At 65.6% G+C, this 16,997-nt stretch carries 18 protein-coding genes; 6 read left to right on the top strand and 12 right to left on the bottom strand.

Annotated elements, in window-relative coordinates:
- Positions 1–2: 2 nt before the first annotated feature.
- The 3 genes from DU478_RS03285 to DU478_RS03275 all read left to right on the top strand — a co-directional run bounded on the left by DU478_RS03285 (position 3) and on the right by DU478_RS03275 (position 1,582).
- Positions 3–242, top strand: a complete 240-nt coding sequence (locus tag DU478_RS03285; protein ID WP_114509504.1) for a hypothetical protein — start codon at positions 3–5, stop codon at positions 240–242.
- An 18-nt stretch (positions 243–260) separates the two neighbouring features.
- Positions 261–497: a GlsB/YeaQ/YmgE family stress response membrane protein gene (locus tag DU478_RS03280; RefSeq protein WP_114509503.1), complete on the top strand. Its 237-nt coding sequence runs from the start codon at positions 261–263 to the stop codon at positions 495–497.
- A gap of 95 nt (positions 498–592) precedes the next feature.
- Positions 593–1,582, top strand: a complete 990-nt coding sequence (locus tag DU478_RS03275; protein ID WP_114509502.1) for a glutathione S-transferase family protein — start codon at positions 593–595, stop codon at positions 1,580–1,582.
- Positions 1,583–1,589: 7 nt separating this feature from the next.
- Here DU478_RS03275 and DU478_RS03270 read toward each other — a convergent pair whose 3' ends face one another.
- Complete coding sequence (locus DU478_RS03270) at positions 1,590–1,976, bottom strand: response regulator transcription factor (RefSeq protein WP_114509501.1); 387 nt, start codon at positions 1,974–1,976, stop codon at positions 1,590–1,592.
- Between the two features lie 197 nt (positions 1,977–2,173).
- Here DU478_RS03270 and DU478_RS03265 point away from each other — a divergent pair, with 197 nt between their 5' ends.
- Positions 2,174–3,358, top strand: coding sequence for a lytic murein transglycosylase (locus DU478_RS03265; RefSeq protein WP_114509500.1), 1,185 nt, complete (start codon positions 2,174–2,176; stop codon positions 3,356–3,358).
- Between the two features lie 125 nt (positions 3,359–3,483).
- Here DU478_RS03265 and DU478_RS03260 read toward each other — a convergent pair whose 3' ends face one another.
- The 11 genes from DU478_RS03260 to DU478_RS03205 all read right to left on the bottom strand — a co-directional run bounded on the left by DU478_RS03260 (position 3,484) and on the right by DU478_RS03205 (position 15,478).
- The gene (locus tag DU478_RS03260) at positions 3,484–5,088 is read right to left on the bottom strand and encodes a DUF1217 domain-containing protein (protein WP_158545732.1); all 1,605 of its coding nucleotides are present in this window, start codon (positions 5,086–5,088) and stop codon (positions 3,484–3,486) included.
- Positions 5,089–5,215: 127 nt separating this feature from the next.
- Positions 5,216–8,671 carry a chromosome segregation protein SMC gene (gene smc / locus DU478_RS03255; protein ID WP_114509498.1) on the bottom strand — a complete coding sequence of 1,152 codons (3,456 nt, stop codon included), beginning with the start codon at positions 8,669–8,671 and terminating at the stop codon, positions 5,216–5,218.
- A 141-nt stretch (positions 8,672–8,812) separates the two neighbouring features.
- Positions 8,813–9,205 (bottom strand): hypothetical protein, encoded by a 393-nt coding sequence (locus tag DU478_RS03250; RefSeq protein ID WP_114509497.1) that lies wholly within the window; start codon positions 9,203–9,205, stop codon positions 8,813–8,815.
- Positions 9,206–9,255: 50 nt separating this feature from the next.
- Positions 9,256–9,522 carry a hypothetical protein gene (locus tag DU478_RS03245; RefSeq protein ID WP_114509496.1) on the bottom strand — a complete coding sequence of 89 codons (267 nt, stop codon included), beginning with the start codon at positions 9,520–9,522 and terminating at the stop codon, positions 9,256–9,258.
- Between the two features lies 1 nt (position 9,523).
- Positions 9,524–9,733: a hypothetical protein gene (locus tag DU478_RS03240; protein ID WP_114509495.1), complete on the bottom strand. Its 210-nt coding sequence runs from the start codon at positions 9,731–9,733 to the stop codon at positions 9,524–9,526.
- A 65-nt stretch (positions 9,734–9,798) separates the two neighbouring features.
- Positions 9,799–10,608, bottom strand: a complete 810-nt coding sequence (locus DU478_RS03235) for a division plane positioning ATPase MipZ (RefSeq protein ID WP_114509494.1) — start codon at positions 10,606–10,608, stop codon at positions 9,799–9,801.
- Positions 10,609–11,001: 393 nt separating this feature from the next.
- Positions 11,002–11,715 (bottom strand): L,D-transpeptidase, encoded by a 714-nt coding sequence (locus tag DU478_RS03225; protein ID WP_114509492.1) that lies wholly within the window; start codon positions 11,713–11,715, stop codon positions 11,002–11,004.
- Between the two features lie 531 nt (positions 11,716–12,246).
- Positions 12,247–12,468 (bottom strand): 50S ribosomal protein L31, encoded by a 222-nt coding sequence (gene rpmE / locus DU478_RS03220; RefSeq protein WP_114509491.1) that lies wholly within the window; start codon positions 12,466–12,468, stop codon positions 12,247–12,249.
- Positions 12,469–12,479: 11 nt separating this feature from the next.
- The gene (gene rplS, locus DU478_RS03215; protein ID WP_114509490.1) at positions 12,480–12,863 is read right to left on the bottom strand and encodes a 50S ribosomal protein L19; all 384 of its coding nucleotides are present in this window, start codon (positions 12,861–12,863) and stop codon (positions 12,480–12,482) included.
- A gap of 298 nt (positions 12,864–13,161) precedes the next feature.
- A complete protein-coding gene (locus tag DU478_RS03210) occupies positions 13,162–14,841 on the bottom strand; it encodes a capsule biosynthesis protein (protein ID WP_114509489.1) in 1,680 nt (559 codons plus the stop codon).
- Positions 14,819–15,478, bottom strand: coding sequence for an ABC transporter ATP-binding protein (locus DU478_RS03205; RefSeq protein ID WP_114509488.1), 660 nt, complete (start codon positions 15,476–15,478; stop codon positions 14,819–14,821). Before DU478_RS03205 ends, DU478_RS03210 begins: the two co-directional genes overlap by 23 nt.
- Positions 15,479–15,698: 220 nt before the next feature.
- Between DU478_RS03205 and DU478_RS03200 the strand changes: the two genes are divergently transcribed.
- Together DU478_RS03200 and DU478_RS03195 are read left to right on the top strand one after the other, a co-directional pair.
- Positions 15,699–16,475, top strand: a complete 777-nt coding sequence (locus DU478_RS03200) for an MBL fold metallo-hydrolase (RefSeq protein ID WP_114509487.1) — start codon at positions 15,699–15,701, stop codon at positions 16,473–16,475.
- Positions 16,476–16,637: 162 nt separating this feature from the next.
- Positions 16,638–16,982, top strand: a complete 345-nt coding sequence (locus tag DU478_RS03195) for a hypothetical protein (RefSeq protein WP_114509486.1) — start codon at positions 16,638–16,640, stop codon at positions 16,980–16,982.
- Positions 16,983–16,997 lie beyond the last annotated feature (15 nt).

Below are 16,997 nucleotides of genomic sequence, written 5' to 3'. Positions count from 1 at the left end.
CGATGTTTCCAGTTATGATCGGCACCATCGTGATCGCGGGCATCGTCGGCTATGTCTCGGAGCGCACGGGGTTCACCCGCAACGGCATCTTGCAGAGCATCATCATCTGTATCGGCGGCGCGTTCCTGGCCTATTTCGTTCGGCTGATGTTCGGCATAGGCTTCGGGTCGCCGGGACTGAACGCCATTGCCTCGTCTATCGGGGCGTTGATCATCGTGCCCACCCACTGGCGGCGGCGCTGAGCCGCGGAAAGGACAGACATGCCGATCCTCTGGCTGGTGATCGTGGGCGCCGCGGCGGGGTTTCTCGCCACGCGGCTGATGCGCCTGGAGACGGGCATCGTCGAGACCGTCGCGATTGGCATGGCGGGGGCGGTGATCGGGGGGCTGGTGCTGCGCTTTCTCCTGACTGTGGGGTCGCTGGTGGGCGGCCTTGTGGGGGCGGTTCTGGGCGCGATGCTGCTGATCTGGATCTGGCGGCGGATACGCGGCGGCTAAGTTGTGCGTCTCCGCGCGGGGGCTGCGCGGCAGCGGTGTATTGAGAATTCGCGACCCGAGGCTAGCTGTTTCTCCAAGAGAGAAGGAGACAGCAGATGGGCCTCTTGGTCGACGGAGAATGGCAGGACAAGGGATACGACACCGAGTCCACCGGCGGGAAATTCGAACGCTCCACAGCCGGATTTCGCAATTGGATCACCGCGGACGGCAGCGCGGGCCCGTCAGGTGAGGGCGGGTTCAAGGCCGAGAGCGGGCGCTATCACCTCTACGTTTCCTATGCCTGCCCCTGGGCGCACCGGTCGCTGGTCTTCCGCAAGCTCAAGGGGCTCGAGGACCACATCGGCGTTTCGGTTGTCCATCCCGACATGCTGAGCGACGGCTGGACCTTCGACACGGATTTCGACGGGGCCACCGGTGACAGGCTCTATGGCCTGCCCTTTGCCCGCGATATCTATCTGCGCGCCGATCCCAAGGTGTCGGGCCGCGTGACGGTGCCGATCCTCTGGGACAAGGAGCGCGAGACCATCGTGTCGAACGAAAGCGCCGAGATTATCCGGATGCTGAATTCGGCCTTCGACGGGATCACCGGCAACCACGACGACTATTGGCCCGAAGACCTGCGCGAGGCGATCGAGCCGGTGAACGCGCGGATTTACGACACGGTCAACAACGGCGTCTACAAGGCCGGCTTCGCCACCTCGCAAGAGGCTTATGACCAGGCGGTCGTGCCGCTCTTCGAGTCTCTGGATTGGATCGAGGACCGGCTGGCGGGCTCTCGCTACTTGATGGGCGCGCGGATCACCGAAGCGGACTGGCGGCTCTTCACCACGCTGATCCGGTTCGACAAGGTCTACCACGGCCATTTCAAATGCAACAAGCGGCGGATCGTCGACTATCCGAACATCTGGGGCTTTACCCGGGAACTGTACCAATGGCCGGGGGTGTCGGACACCGTGCACTTCGACCATATCGAGCGGCACTATCACTGCAGCCACGAAAGCATCAATCCGCACCGGATCCTGCCGATCGGACCGGACCTGGAGCTCGATGCGCCGCACGGGCGCGAGGCGCTGAAGGCGGCCTGACGTTTCGTCAGTTCGTGTTGCGGCGGCGGCTCTCCGGCGGGGTCGCATAATGCTCGACCATGGCGGCCAGGTCCGCGGGCGCCGTTGCCGAGGGCAGGAACGCGCAGGCGTTGGCACAGTGCTGGAAGATCGACCCGTCAGAAAAGAAGCTGGTGTTGGTGACAAAGATCACCCGCGTCTCAGGGTGGCGGAAGCTGGCGAAATCCGCCACTGCCAGCGCGCTGCCGCCTTCGAGGACCAGGTCCAGAATGATGATGTTGAAGCTGTCGACGCCCAGCCGTTCGATGGCATCGTCTTGCGAGTGAACGAGAGTCACAATTGTCCCATGGCGCTCCAGGTGGCGCTTCCAAAGAGCGCCGAGTTCGGCGCGGCTTTCGACGATGAGGACGTTCATCCGGGCTCCGGTATTCGTTAACGAATGCACAAACGCAGTCTTAGAGGCGACTGGCGTGAACATATAACAGAAAGTTAAGTTTACGGTAACGTAGGTCATTCAAGGGTAAAGACAGGCGAAAAGTTGCCCGTCATGTTTGCGGAAGCGGCGCCGACTCTGCATAAGCGCCTTCGATCACATCATTTTAAGGCATTCTCATGCGGTTTCCCACATCAGGTTTGTGTCTGTTTATGGCGCTCAGCGTGCCAACTGTGCTGAGTGCGCAAAATTGCGGCGGCGATTTCGGTGCCTTTGTCGAAGCGCTCGAGGCCGAAGCGGTCGCCGAAGGACGCGCGCCCGAGGTCGCGGAGCGATTCTTTTCGGGCGTCAGCCAGGACCAGTCGGTGCTGCGTGCCGACCGAAATCAGGGCATTTTCCAGTCCGGTTTCATCGAATTCTCGCGCAAGCTGATTAGCCAGAACCGGATCGACCGGGGCCGGGCGATGGCCGAAAAGTGGGACAGCGTGTTCAACCGGATCGAAGCGGATTACGGCATCGACCGCGGTGTCCTGCTGGCCTTCTGGGCGTTCGAAACCGATTACGGCAGCTTCCAGGGCGATTTCAACACCGCGAACGCGCTGGTGACACTGGCCCATGACTGCCGCCGGCCCGACCTGTTCCGGCCGCAGGTGCTTTCGGCCGTGACCCTTTTCGAACGCGGCGACTTCGATCCGCGCACCACGACCGGCGCCTGGGCGGGGGAAATCGGCATGGTGCAGATGTTGCCGCGCGACATCCTCGAGAACGGCATGGACGGGGATGGCGACGGGCATGTTTCCCTCAAGACATCGGCGCCGGATGCGCTTTTGTCGGGGGCGAAAATGCTGTCGGAGCTGGGCTGGCGCCCGAACGAGCCCTGGCTGCAGGAAGTGGTTCTGCCGGAGGATCTGGATCTCTACCTGACCGGGCTCGAGACCAGGAAACCGGCGTCGGAATGGCAGGCGCTGGGTGTCACGGCCCGCAACGGGTCGCTCGAGCAGGGGCTCGAGGCGTCGATCCTGCTGCCGCAGGGACGCGGCGGCCCGGCGTTTATCGCCTACCCGAATTTCCGGGTCTATTTCGAGTGGAACCAGAGCTTTACCTACGTGCTGACCGCCGCCTATTTCGCCACCCGTCTTGAAGGTGCGCCGGTGTACGATGCAGGCAGCCCGGCGCCCGGGCTGAACGACGCGCAGATGAAGGAATTGCAGCGGCTGCTGCAGGCGCGCGGCTACGACGTGGGCAAGATCGACGGCATCCTGGGCGCGGGCACGCGCTCGGCCGTGCGCGATGTCCAGCGCGAGCTTGGCCTGCCGGCCGATGCCTGGCCGACGCCCGAACTTCTGGCGCGACTGGCGCGTTAATCATGTCGACCGGTTTGCGTTGCGTGACCGGTAAAATTTGAACTAGATACCGGTGACCGTAGACACCGTCGCATTGCTCACGAAGCCGGCCAGGATTTCTCACCCTGACCGGCTTTTCGTGTGTCTCAACCGCTTGCCGACAAGAGGGTAAAGACGATCCCGGCGCTGGTCAGCGGCCCGCCGCTGCCGGACAGATTGCTGTTCACGAGGAAACTCCGGCGCAGAGACTCGAGCCGATCCGGATCGGTGTAGTCGGAGACGCGGTCGGTGCCGAAGAAGCGTTCCGACCGGTCCTTGAGAATCGAAAGCTGCTGGTCCACGTCGAGCGACCCAAAGCTCGACGGCAGGCGGAATGCCCCTTCGAAGGCCGCGCGCAGCGGGGCGGAGGCCATCACTGAAAACCATTGGGAATCCGTGCTTTGCACCCGCGCGACCAGCTGCGTGATCTCGCGTTCCATCGACAGGGCGATGCGCATGTTCGGGTCGCTCTCGCCGACGCCGGCTTCGAACTGGCGCTCGACGTAGTTGCGGGTGATCGTGTCGACGAAGTCCGGTGAATAGCTCCTTCCCGTCGACGGTTCGGCAAAGCTGAAGGCGTTGGCGAAGGCCTCGTAGCGCGGTTCCGGCAAGGCGTTGCGCAGGGAAATCGGGTCCTCGGGGTCGGACTCGATGTACCGGCGCGCGGTGTCGATCTTTCCCGGACCCTGCGGCAGGTCGAAGAACTCCATGACCTTCAAGGTCAGGGATACATCGTCGAAGAGGTCGGCGGCCGTCTCGACCGGCGCCGCGCGCCCAGTCAGCGCGGCGATCATCTGGCCCGCGGGGCTGTCCACGGTTGCGGTGTCCGGGTCGCCGAAGGCGAAAGCGCCCGACAGGGCGAGGTAGCGCGGGTCGTCCTGCTGCGCGGCGAGGGATTCCGCGTCATAGGGATCCGAGGACAGCATATCGAGCAGGAAATCCGGCCGGTCGATATTGACGAAATCCTTTTCGAGACCAAAGACCTTGAGCGCCGCCTCGCGCAATTCGGGCGCGTCAAGCAGGTCCTGCGCGGTCTCCAGGTCTGGCAGGACATCGGCAAAAACGGCGGCGAAACCCTGAACGCCGCTGGCAGACTGCGCCCTCGTCTGGAAATCGAAGGCCCGCGCCATGTCGGCATAGCGCGTGTCCGACAGACGATTTGCAAAGGAGGCGGGGTCTTCGAGATCGGACTCGAGCACCTTTTGCAGGAAGAAGACGTTGCCACGGTCGGACTCCAGACCAAAGGTCTTGAGTGCGGCGCGCAGCAGGCCGGGGTCCGACAGCAGGTCGTCGGCGGTCTGTATCGCGGCGAGCTTGTCGGACAGGATCGAAGCGGAGTCCGAACCGCCCATCTGGGGACCGCCGGGACCGGCGAAGTTGAAGGTCTGCGCCAGCGCGAGGTAGCGTTTGTCGGCCAGCCGATTGGCCAGTGACCGGTCATCGGTCAGGTCCGAATCCAGTACCCGCTGAATGAAGGCGCGGTTGTCGATGTCGTCGTCAAGCCCGAAGGCGCCGAGTGCCACGCGCAGCAGGGCGCGATCGCTCATCAGCTGTTCGGAGGTCTGCACCGACTGGATCCGCGCCGCAAAGCGTTCGGTATCCCGCGCAATGAGCGGCGAGGATTCGAACGCGGCCATCTGTTTTTCGCGCGTGCCGGTCAGAAAGGCCCAAGCGTTGAGGCCGCTGCCCGTCACGATGGGGAAGAACGCCATGATCGCTCCGGTTACTTCGCGAGGCGCGGACGTTTCTGCGCACAGCCCCGGATTCCACATCGGGCTTCGCCGACGCTTTCCCACCCTAGGTGCGATGAGTTAACAAACCGTTCGGAGTATCCGGCGGTCAGGCGACCAGCTTTTCGGCGCGTTTCAGGTCAACCGACACCAGCTGGCTCACGCCCTGCTCCTGCATGGTGACACCGAACAGGCGGTCCATCCGGCTCATGGTGACGGCATGGTGGGTGATGATCAGGAACCGCGTGTCGGTGCGGCGGCACATCTCGTCCAGCATGTCGCAGAAGCGTGTGACGTTGGCGTCGTCCAGCGGCGCGTCGACCTCGTCCAGCACGCAGATCGGGGCGGGGTTGGCCAGGAACACCGCAAAGATCAGCGCCATGGCGGTCAGCGTCTGTTCCCCACCCGAAAGCAGCGACAGGGTCGACAGCTTCTTGCCCGGCGGCTGGCAGAGCAGTTCCAGCCCCGCTTCGAGCGGGTCCTCGGATTCCACCATCACCAGCTTCGCCTCGCCACCGTTGAAAAGGTGTGTGAACAGCAGGCTGAAGTTGGCGTTCACCTGCTCGAAGGCGGTCAGCAGCCGCTCGCGCCCCTCGCGGTTCAGCGAGGCGATGCCGGCGCGCAGGGTCTTGATCGCCTCTTCGAGGTCGACCTTTTCATTGACCAGCGTGTCGTGCTCTTCCTGCACCTCGCGGGCGTCCTCCTCGGCGCGCAGGTTCACCGCGCCCAGCGCGTCGCGCTGGCGTTTGAGCATGCTTACCTGCGCTTCGATCTCGTCCGATCCGGGCATCTTCTCGGGATCGGCATCGAGCGCGTCGAGCAGTTTCGCAGGCGTGCTTTCCAACTCGTCCTCGATGCGCTCGGCGGCGGCGGTCACGGCTTCGCGCGCGGCTTCGGCACGGGCGCCGGCGGCGGCGCGGGCTTCGCGCGCTTCACCCGCGGCGCGTTCGGCCTCGCGCTCCGCGTCTGTGGCCTGGCGCAGGGCGGAATCGCCCTGGCTCAGCGCGTCGGCGGCGGTGGCGCGGCGCGCTTCGGCCGCGCCGATCGACTGGTTGAGCTCGGCGCGCTTGGCGGAAAGCTCAGCGGGTGTGCTGGAAGCCTCCGCCAGCTCCGCCTCGGTGCTGTCGCGCCGTTCGAGCAGTTCGCCGCTGCGGGTCTTGGCGGTGTCGAGCCGGTGGCGCCAGCCGCTGAGATCCTTGGTCACCTGCTGGGCGCGGGCGGTGCGGGCGTCGCCTTCGCGGCGCAGCTCGTCATGGGCCGACCGGCGCGCCATCATGGTCATGCGCGCGGCTTCGACGGTCATCTTGATGTCCTCGACCCCGGCGCGGGCGCTGTCCAGATCGCCCAGGTCGGCGACGGCGCGCTCGGCCTCCTGCACCTGTTTTCGAGCTTGGGTGGCGTCATCCTCGTGCCGGGTCACGGCCATCCCGAGGCTCTCCAGCTTGCCCTGCGCCATGTTGCGGTCGGCCTCGGCCCGGCCAAGGGCACGGGTCGCCTGAGTAAGCGCCGCATCGGCTTCGCGCCGCGCGTCGCGGGCTGCCTTGTCGGCGCGCGTCAGCTCTGCCAGCCGCGCGGTCAGCGCCTCATGCGCGCCGCGGGCGCCGTCCATGCGCGCGGTGGCGCGGGACATCTCCTGTTTCAACGCCTCCAGCCGGTTGAGCTGTTCCAGCCGCAGGGCGGCGGCAGACGGCGCATCCTCGGCCCAGGCGCGGTAGCCGTCCCAGCGCCAGAGATCGCCTTCGACGCTCACCAGCCGCTGGCCGGGGCGCAGCAGCGGTTGCAGACGCGCCGCATCCTCGGGGTCGATCAGGCCGATCTGGCTCATCCGTCGTTCCAGAACCTCTGGCACCGAGACGTGATGCGACAGCGCAGTGACGCCCTCGGGCAGCGGCTGGCTGGTGTCATAGGCGGGCAGCACGGTCCAGCCCGAGGGGCCTTCCTCGTCCACCTGCGGGGCGCGCAGGTCGTCGGCCAGCGCGGCACCAAGCGCCTTCTCGAACCCCTGTTCGACCTGCAACCGGTCGAGGATCTGCCCGCCCTCGGCGGTGTCCCGTTCCAGAAGCCGCGCGAGGGCCGAGACCTCGGCGCGCAGGGCGTTGGCCTCGCCTTCGGCCTCGGAGCGTTCGGCGCGGGCATCGGCCTCGCGCGATTGCGTCTCGGCGCGGGCGGCTTCGGCATCGGCCAGAACCTTTTCGGCGCGGTCGGCCATGGTCTGCGCCGCGGCGGCGTCGCGTTCGGCGGCCTGCATCGCCTCGCCAGCCTCCGCCACGGTGGCCTTGGCGGTGGCGACGGCCTCGCGGGCGCGACGGGCCTCGGCTTCGGATTTCTCGAGCGTCTTGCGGGTGTCGGCGAGGTAACGGTGCGCCGACTGATGCCGCGCGGCCAGCCGGGCGACGTCTTCGGTCAGCTGCGCCAGATCGCCCTCGCGTTCCTGCAACACGGCAGCAGCCTCGCGCGCGGCCTCGGCGGCGGCGGCCAGCCGGTCGTCATGGCCCTCGCCCGCCTTTTCCAGCTCGCGCGCTTCCCATTCCAGCCGTTCGATCGTCTCTCCGGCGTCACGGTTGAGGCCGGTCTCGCGCTCGATGTCGTGGCTCAGCTGGTCGATCCGGCGCTTCAGCGTCTCGATCAGCTCGGCGGCGCGCTTTTCCTCGGCGTCGAGCGTGTCGCGCTGCACGGTGAGCCGTTGCAGCACCGCGGCGGCGATCGCCTCTTCCTCGCGCAGGGGGGGCAATTTCTCCTCCGCCTCGGTCCGCGCCTTGGTGGCGGTGCGCGCGGCGGTTTCGGCCTGCGCGGCGGCGGTGGTGCGGGTGCGCAGCACCTCTTCGGCGCTGGCGCGCGCCTCGTCGGCCTCGCGCCAGCGGCGGTAGAGCAGCATGCCCTCGGCCCGGCGCAGGTCCTCGCCGATGGCGCGGTAGCGCGCCGCCTGGCGGGCCTGCCGGGCCAGGGTGGCCAACTGCGCCGCCAGCTGTTCGACCACGTCGTCGACGCGGGTCAGGTTCGCCTCGGTGCTCTTGAGCTTGAGCTCGGCCTCGTGGCGGCGCTGGTAAAGGCCCGAGATGCCGGCGGCCTCTTCGAGGATGCGGCGGCGGCTTTTCGGCTTGGCGTTGATCAGCTCGGCGATCTGGCCCTGCCGGACCAGCGCGGGCGAATGCGCGCCGGTGGAGGCATCGGCGAACAGCATCTGCACGTCGCGGGCGCGGGTGTCCTTGCCGTTGGCCTTGTAGCTCGACCCGATGTCGCGGGTCACGCGGCGCACGATGTCGAGCTGGTCCTGATCGTTGAACCCCGCGGGTGCCAGCCGTTCCGTATTGTCGATCTGAAGGCTGACCTCGGCGAAGTTGCGGGCCGGGCGCGAGGCGGCGCCGGCAAAGATCACGTCTTCCATCCCGCCGCCGCGCATCGCCGTCGGGCGGTTTTCGCCCATCACCCAGCGCAGCGCCTCGAGCAGGTTGGACTTGCCACAGCCGTTGGGGCCAACGACGCCGGTGAGCCCGTCCGCGATGATCAGGTCGGTCGGGTCGACGAAGCTCTTGAAGCCGGTCAATCGGAGTTTGGAAAAGCGCACCTGTGGGGCCTCGTGATTCTGCTCTGAACCCGAGTGTGCTGGCCGGGCCGGACCCGAGTCAACGCATTTGCGCTTCATATGGATGAGTGCGGGCGGATATCCACAAGATATTGCGCGTTTGCCAAGTGCAAGGGCAGGCCGTCAGGTCTGCGTGCAATCCAGCGCGAGGTCGATGCCACCGGCCCCCCGGTATGCATCCAGCACGTCGCAGGAATAGCTTTTCGGGCGCCTGGGTTTCTTTGGTACCGGCGCACCATCGCAGCGCACCCCCACGAGCAGCATCGACACGTCACCGACGATCCAGTCGGCCGAACAGCCGGTCAGTTCCTGCACCACGAGGCCCGCGCGGGTGGCGATGGGCACGAAGCGCGGCAGCATCTTGCGGTCGGTGCGGATCACCTCGGCCACGGTGCCCTTTTGCCGGATCAGGAAATCATTGCCGCCCAGACTGCGCGGCACCGGGTCGATGCCGCGAAAGCCCGGTCCGGCGACCGTACAGGCAGAGAGAATTAGAAGGAGCGGGATGAGGCGCATGCCCCGACTCTGCGGCAATCATGGTTAACAAATCGTTGCCGCGCCTGGCTTCACGGCCGCAGGGCCAGCGCGTTCAGCGCGATCCAGGCAAAGAGCGCCAGCGTCGTCAGCCCCAGCCGCCTGCGCGTGACGCGATGCTCCGGTGCGGTCAGGAACTCGCGCCATCCGGCCAAGCTGTCGCCCACCCCGGGAAACATCCTGCCGGTGCGAGCCGCGACCCGGCGGCGCATGGCAAAGAGCAAGGCGAACATCTGGAAGGCCCAGGCCGCGAAGATCAGCCCGCCGAGCGACAGGAAGACGATGCCCGACACGCTCATCTCAGCTGTCGCCGTCGCTGCGCCGAAAGAGCTTCAGCCCTGACCAAACGGCGCTCGCCCCGAAGAAGAGCCCCGCAATGCCGATCACCTCGAACAGCGCCGGGCCGCTCGGGATGCCCCGGATCGCGACGGCCACGATCAGCAGGGCCAGCCCCGCGAGGCTGAAGAGAAACCGGAACCAGTGTTCGGAACGGTCGGGGCCCTTTTGCATCTCTGTCCCTCCGGATCGGCGCCGGATCAGGCTAGACGCAGATCACGTCCCGCACAACGGGCGGGTCAGAACTTGACCGTGACGCCGGGCAGGTTCAGCGCCTTGATCAGGTCGCGCAGCTCCTGCCGCGCGGCGATGTTGGAGATGTTGAGCTGCTTGACCCCGATATCCTTGAGGTCGAGCAGGGTCAGCCCGCGAGGGAACAGCTCGCGGAAGATCACCCGTTCGTTGAACCCCGGCGCGATGCGGAAGCCGATGCGCTTGGACAGCCGTTCCAGCGCCTTTTCCATCTTCATCTTGTTGACCATGTTCTGCGCCCCGAGCCGGTTGCGCAGCACGATCCAGTCGATCGGCTGCAATCCCGCCTGCGCGCGCAGCTGCCGGGCGTTCCAGACCATTTCGGAATAGACCGAGGGGCCGGAGATCTTTTCGCCCTCGGCGTCGATATGCGCCAGCAGGTCGAAATCGACAAAGCTGTCGTTGAGCGGCGTGATCAGCGTGTCCGCGAGGCTGTGGGCCACCTGGCTCAGCCGGGTGTGCGAGCCGGGACAGTCGATCAGGATGAAGTCGCTCTGCGACTCGAGCGCGGCGACCGCGGCGGACAGGCGGTGGTCGTAGACGTTCTCGCCTGGGCCGAGCGTGCCGGGATCGACCTCGGGCAACTCCATGTAGACGGGGCTGGGCAGGTCCATGTTCTCGGCGGCAAGGAACCGCGTGCGGTTGTTGGTATAGCGGCCCATCGTCTTTTGCCGCAGGTCGAGGTCGAGACAGCCGGTCCGGTGCCCCATGCGCGCCAGCGCCGTGGCGACGTGCATCGACACGGTGGACTTGCCCGCACCGCCCTTTTCGTTTCCGACAACGATGATATGTGCCAACTGCCGACCCCTTCGCCCCTAGCCGCGATGCCCACATGTTTGTCCGTGGTGCGTTTCGGCATACAGTATCTTGGGCGCGTGTCCATGAAAAGACCGGGGGTGCGGGATGCGGTCCGTTGTGATGTGCATGCCGCAGGTGTGGACCTTGGATGGTGTGCGGCTGTCGATGCACGGTCGCGTTTCGGCTGCGACAGGTCTGATCGTGGCAAAGGTGTGCTACGAGCCCGATGCGGACGTCGTCTTTCCCAGTCACTTGCATATACAGAACGGCGTTGGCCCCACCCAGCGAATGATCCAAGCCCTATGGCGGATTGGCTCTACCCGGCCCGGATGAATGCCTTGCAGGAGTCGCCTTGCGTGACTCCTGAGAGGGGAGTTCGACGTGCCGGAACCTCAGAGGCCCACCGTGTTGCCCGCGTTGGATTGCGCTTCGGTCAGAACCACGACGCGCGCTCCATTCTCGACCCGCTCCGCGAGGTGTATCACGTCCTGGTTGAACATTCGGATGCATCCCGACGAGGCCTGGTGGCCGATGGTCCAGGGACTGGGCGTGCCGTGGATGCGGTAGAACGTGTCGCGACCGCCCCTGTAAAGGTAGAGAGCCCGTGCACCCAGCGGGTTTTCCAGTCCGCCTTCCACGCCCCCCGCATATTGCTGGAATTTTTCGGGTTCCCGGCGGATCATGTTCTGCGTCGGGGTCCAGCCCGGCCATTTCCGCACATAGGCGACCCGCGCCGTGCCGGAGAAGCCATAGCCCGCCTCCCCGACGGCGACGGAATAGCGCATCGCCTTGCCGCCGTCCTGCACGTGGTAGAGCCGCCGGGCATATGGATCGACGATGATGGTACCGGTTGGCTCGGAGGTCGCATAATCCACAAGCTGCCGGGCCTTGTCTTCGGACAGGTACTCCGGCGGCACTGCCGGAACGGTTATATCCCCGTCCGGAACAGCGGCATACATCGCCTGTGTCTCGGCACCGACGCCGGAAAGCGGGGTCAGGGCATCGGTCAACGGATCGAACCGCGAGGTGTCGGTGCCGCAGGCCGCGAGGGCGACTGCGGCGAGAAGGCCGCAAAGGCAGCGCAGATGAACAAATTGCGGTCGCATCAGGGGGGTCCTTCTTCGGGGTGCGGATCGGCCGGTGAGGAAGAGGGAAGCAGTGTGCTCCTGACTCACGCTCTGGGCGTTGTCCTCCGACCTGCTTCGCTGCATTTTCGGCGGATTGTCGAGACTTGCATTCACAGGAAGGGCGGCTGAGCAAGATCGCGCCGATTGAATGTCGCCCCTGCGATTGCCGCGCCGAGCTGCGGATTGGACGTCGGCCGGGACGTAACCTGTTTCCGCTCTGGCACATTTGGCGATGTTCGCACGACGTCCGCAAAGGACCCTGCAGCACCGTCGCGGCCGTTTTTTTGGATACTCGGCACCCACGCGGAGGTGGTTTTCGCTGCAAGGGTTTCGGGAGGCTTTGTCCGTATAGCAGGCCTCGATGTCAGTCGCGTTCGTTGCGAGCGGCCCGGCGGGCGTCCCGCTATGGGGGGCGATGCCATAGGCTGGAGCGAATACGTCTTCATACTTCGCATACGAAAACGCCGCCCCGATGGGGCGGCGTTCCGGTCTCGGAAAGGCTGATGGCTCTTAGAAGCCCAGGCCTTCGTACTTTTTCTTGAACTTCGACACGCGGCCGCCGGCGTCCATCAGGCGCGAAGAGCCGCCGGTCCAGGCCGGGTGCACCGTCGGGTCGATGTCGAGCGACAGCGTGTCGCCTTCCTTGCCCCAGGTGGTCTTGGTCTCGAAGGTGGTGCCGTCGGTCATCTTGACGGTCACCGTGTGGTAATCGGGATGGATGTCTTTTTTCATCGGTCCGGTCCTTACGCTTCGGCGCCCTTGGGGGCCTTGTAGTTCGTGACTTCCGCGATACGCGCCGATTTGCCGCGACGCGAGCGGAGGTAGTATAGCTTGGCGCGGCGGACCTTGCCGCGGCGGACCACTTCGATGCTGTCGATGTTGGTCGAGTAGAGCGGGAACACGCGCTCCACGCCTTCGCCAAAGGAAATCTTGCGGACGGTGAACGACCCGGCGATGCCCTTGCCGTTATTGCGTGCGATGCAGACGCCTTCGTAGGCCTGCACACGGGTGCGGGTGCCTTCGGTCACCTTGTAGCCGACGCGAATGGTGTCGCCGGCCTTGAAGTCGGGAATGGTCTTCCCGAGGGAGGCGATCTGTTCGGCCTCCAGCTGTGCGATCAGGTCCATCTGATCATCTCCTAATGCTGCTTGCGGTTGGTCCGCAAAGTGTGTGTCGCGTCCTCAGAGCTCTCGGTCTTCTTCCGGGTCCGCCGCGGCGCCCGCCAGAGTTCAGGTCGTCTTTGCCTTTATGAGCCTTTTCCAGGGCCGGGATGCGGGCCGAAGAAAACCGCGCCAGCCAACAGAAAAAGGTCCGGTCGACTCGGTCAGAGCCCCGGATGGGCGGGGTATAGGCAGGAGCGGGGGACGGATCAAGAGCGAATCGGGGGCCGCGAGGGCCCCCGTTCGCGCATGAAGGCGGACTGACCTAGGACGAGACCTGTTCGCGCAGGATCGAGGCGGTCAGCGAGATCATCAGGTAGATGCCCGAGAAGATCAGGAAGGCCAGCATCGTGTTCTCGAAGCTGCGCGGATAGCTGGGGTCTTCGGAGGGCACCGGCACCACCGACGTGGTCAGGTAGCGCGCCTGGCTGTCGGCGTCGCGGCGGGCCTGGTCGAGCCGTTCCAGCGCCGTCTGCATCATCAGGTCGCGGGTGGCGAGGTCGGCCTGGGCCAGCTGGATCTGCACCGCGAGTTCGGCCAGGGAGTTTTCGCCCGAGGCGGCGGTGGTCATTTCGCCGTTGAGCTGGGCCAGCAGCGCTTCAAGCCGGCGGATGTCGCCTTCGGCGCCTTCGACACGCGACTGGTTGGGGCGGGCGTTGTCCAGCAGCGCCTGCAGTTGCAGGTTCTTTTCCTGAAGCTGCACCTCGACGTTGTTGATCTGCCCGCGCAGTGCGGCGATGCGGCCCTCGGGGTCGACGATGGCGCCCTCCTGCTGCAGGCGCACCAGCCGCTCCTGCGCTTCCTGGCGGGCGTCCTCGGCCTCTTGCAGCCCGGCCTGCGCGTCCGTCACCGCGTTCGACCGCTTGCGCAGCGACAAGTTGTCGACGCGATCCTCGGCATAGCTGATCAGCGCGCGGGAAAACTCTGCCGCGGTGTCGGGATCGGCGGCGACCACCTCCATCTTGATCACGCCCTCGGTCGGGTCGTAGCCGATCTCGATGTTGCGCGAGTAAAGCTTGTAGGCCTCTTCGTTGGACGGATCGTCGCCGAGGCGCTGGATCGGGTCGATCTGTTCCTGGGTGAAATGCGCCTTGAAGCCTTCGTCCTCGTCCAGCCGCAGCATCGCGTCCTTCGAGGTCAGGTAGCTTTGCACCGCGATCGCGTCCTGGTTGGTGGCGAACTGCGTGCCCGAGAACAGGCCGCCCATGCCGCCGCCCGAGCTTTCGGCCTTGAGGATCAGGAATTCCGACTTGGTCGAATACATCGGCGTCGCCACGGAGTAGAAGTAGTACCCCGCAAGGATCGTCGGGAGGAACACGAAGAAGGCCAGCCGTGTCAGCAGCAGCAGCGATTTCTTGCGCCGGCGCTTGGCAAGGTCCTGCTGGATCTTGCTGATCTCGGCGGCGCGGCGTTCGGCCGGGCTCGCGGTTTCGGTCGATGGCAGGGTCTGCTTTTTCGGGTCGATGGTCTGCGGCAGCTGCACGCGGCCGCCATCGGTGCGTGCGGGCACCTGGGCTGGCGATTGCGCCGTCTGTCCTTGGGGCGCGTCGGACTCCGGCACCACGAGTTCGAGCATGTTGGTGCGCTGGAACGGGTCGATGCCACGGGCGCGCAGCAGCCGCACTGCGTCGAAATCCGAGGTCGGCGCGAGCCCATGCTTCTGCGCCACGCGGCGGGCCATGCGCAGCTGGCGGCCGGTCAGCCCCTCCTGCCGGATCGCCTGCATGTCCGTCTCACCGGCGACCTGCGCGGCCGAAGACACCTCTCCGGACCGAACGGACTGGCTTCCGGACGTTGCATCGGGCGCGGCCGGCTGGGTCGGCACCGCTTGCGGTCGCGCGACCGCGGAGGGCGCGGCGCTGTGCTGTTCCGGCGCGGGCGGCGGCACCGTTTCGGCGCTGCTGCGGCGGATGCGGAATTTCTTAGCCTTGGGTTTCGTAGTCATACAGCTGTTTCGCTTCTTCCAAGGTTTCAAACATGTGCAGCTTGCCGTCCATCAGGACCGCCGCCTTGCGCGCGAATTTCGCCAGGATCTCCGGCTGGTGGGACACGATGATGATCGTCGTCGTGCGCAGCCGCTCGGCCAGGATGTCCCCGGCCTTGCGGTTGAAGTTCACGTCGGTCGATCCCGGCATGCCCTCGTCGATCAGGTACATGTCGAAATCCAGCGCCAGCATCAGCGAGAAGGTGAACCGCGCCTTCATGCCCTGCGAATAGGTGCCGAGCGGCTGATCGAAATACTCGCCCAGGTCGCAGAGCCAGCGGCAGAACGATTCCACGTAATCCGGGTCGAGCCCGTAGAGCCGCGCGATGAAGCGGGCGTTTTCCATCGCCGAATGCTTGGACACCACGCCGCCCATGAAGCCCAGCGGGAACGACACGCGGCAGGTGCGCCGGATCTCGCCCTCATCGGGTTTTTCCAGGCCGGCCATCATCCGGATCAGGGTGGTCTTGCCAGTGCCGTTGGGGGCAAGCACGCCAAGGGACTCGCCCAGGGGCACGCGCATCGACACCCGGTCCAGGATCACCTTGCGGTGCGATCCGGTCCAGAAGCTTTTGCTGACGTTCTCGAATTCGAGCATACCCGGCCCTTTGGCACTGACACTATACCCCGGATTAGGGCTTGGCTCTGACCTAAGCACCAACTTTGTTGATATTATGACCCATTCTGGAAACAAATGGCAATCCAGAGCCGGATAGGTCACGCCGCAGCAGGTCGTTGACGCCGGCACGCGGCATTGGACAGGCCGCCGGCCCGGCCTATCTGCCCTGCCAGACAGAGATCATGAAAAGGAGACCCCCATGACCCCGACTCGCCGGACTTTCCTGACGGGCGCCGCCGCCGCGGGCACCGTCACGCTCCTGCCGTTCACCGCCCGCGCCGCGGCCCACGGAGGAGACATGTTCGAAACCCCCGCCGGCGCGATCACCGTACATCCGATCAGCCACGCGTCTTTCGTGATGGAGACACCGTTGGGCGTGATCTATGTCGATCCGGTCGGCGATGCCGGGCAATACGGGGACTTCCCGGCGCCGGACATGATCCTGATCACCCACGAACACGGCGACCATTACAATGCCGAAACGCTGGCCGCACTGGTCGGAGAGGACACCCAGCTGGTCGCCAACCCGGCGGTCTACGACATGATGGCCGAAGAGGTGAAGGCGAAGACCACCAGCCTCGCCAACGGCGACGGCACCGAACTGGCGGGCCTGACCATCGACGCGATCCCGGCCTACAACCTGACCGAAGAGCGCAAGAACTTTCACCCCGAAGGCCGCGACAACGGCTATGTGCTGAGCTTCGACGGCTTCCGCGTCTACATTTCGGGCGATACCGAGGACATCCCCGAAATGCGCGCGCTGGAGAACATCGACCTGGCCTTCGTCTGCATGAACCTGCCCTTCACCATGGATGCCGAAGCCGCTGCATCGGCCGTGGCGGAATTCGCGCCGACCTACGTCTATCCCTACCATTACCGCGGCCGCGACGGTGGCACCCAGGACCCGGCGGAATTCGCGTCGATGCTGGAAGGCGATATCGAGGTCAAGATGGGCGACTGGTACGAGATGTCCTGACTTTTCGGTCAGCCGGAAAGGGGGAACGCCCCGGGCCGTCGGTCCGGGGCTTTCTTTTGTCGGGCCGCCGCCTTCGGGAGCGTGCAGGGCGCCGCATGAATCCTGTCGGCAGGGCGCGCGCGGGATGCTAGGCTGCGGTCATTGCCACAAAGGAGATTGCCGATGAAATCCCTTCTGATCGCCGCCGCACTGACGCTCTGGGCCGGACAAGCCGCCGCCCAGGCCTGTTCCGAGATCCGGTTCGACCGCGGTGCGGTGTCCGGGTCCGTCACTGGACAGGTTTCGGACGGCGCGCCGCTGTGCTTCAGCTTCGGGTCAGGCAATGGCCAGACCGCGCGGCTTCAGCTTTCGGGCAGCGACAACACCTGCTTTACGGTCGGCGGCATCGTCGACTGCCAGGAGGATTTCAGCTTTCGCACACGGGCGCAAAGCTACCAGGTGAGGGTGTTCCAGCTCTTTCGCAGGCCGGGGGCCGAGACCTTTCGCCTGACCCTGACGATCCGGTAGCGCGTACCGGCCGCC

The organism is Thalassococcus profundi (assembly GCF_003344785.1).
In the GTDB taxonomy this organism is placed as follows: Bacteria; Pseudomonadota; Alphaproteobacteria; order Rhodobacterales; family Rhodobacteraceae; genus Puniceibacterium; species Puniceibacterium profundi.
This window is presented reverse-complemented; position numbering and strand designations above follow the sequence as displayed.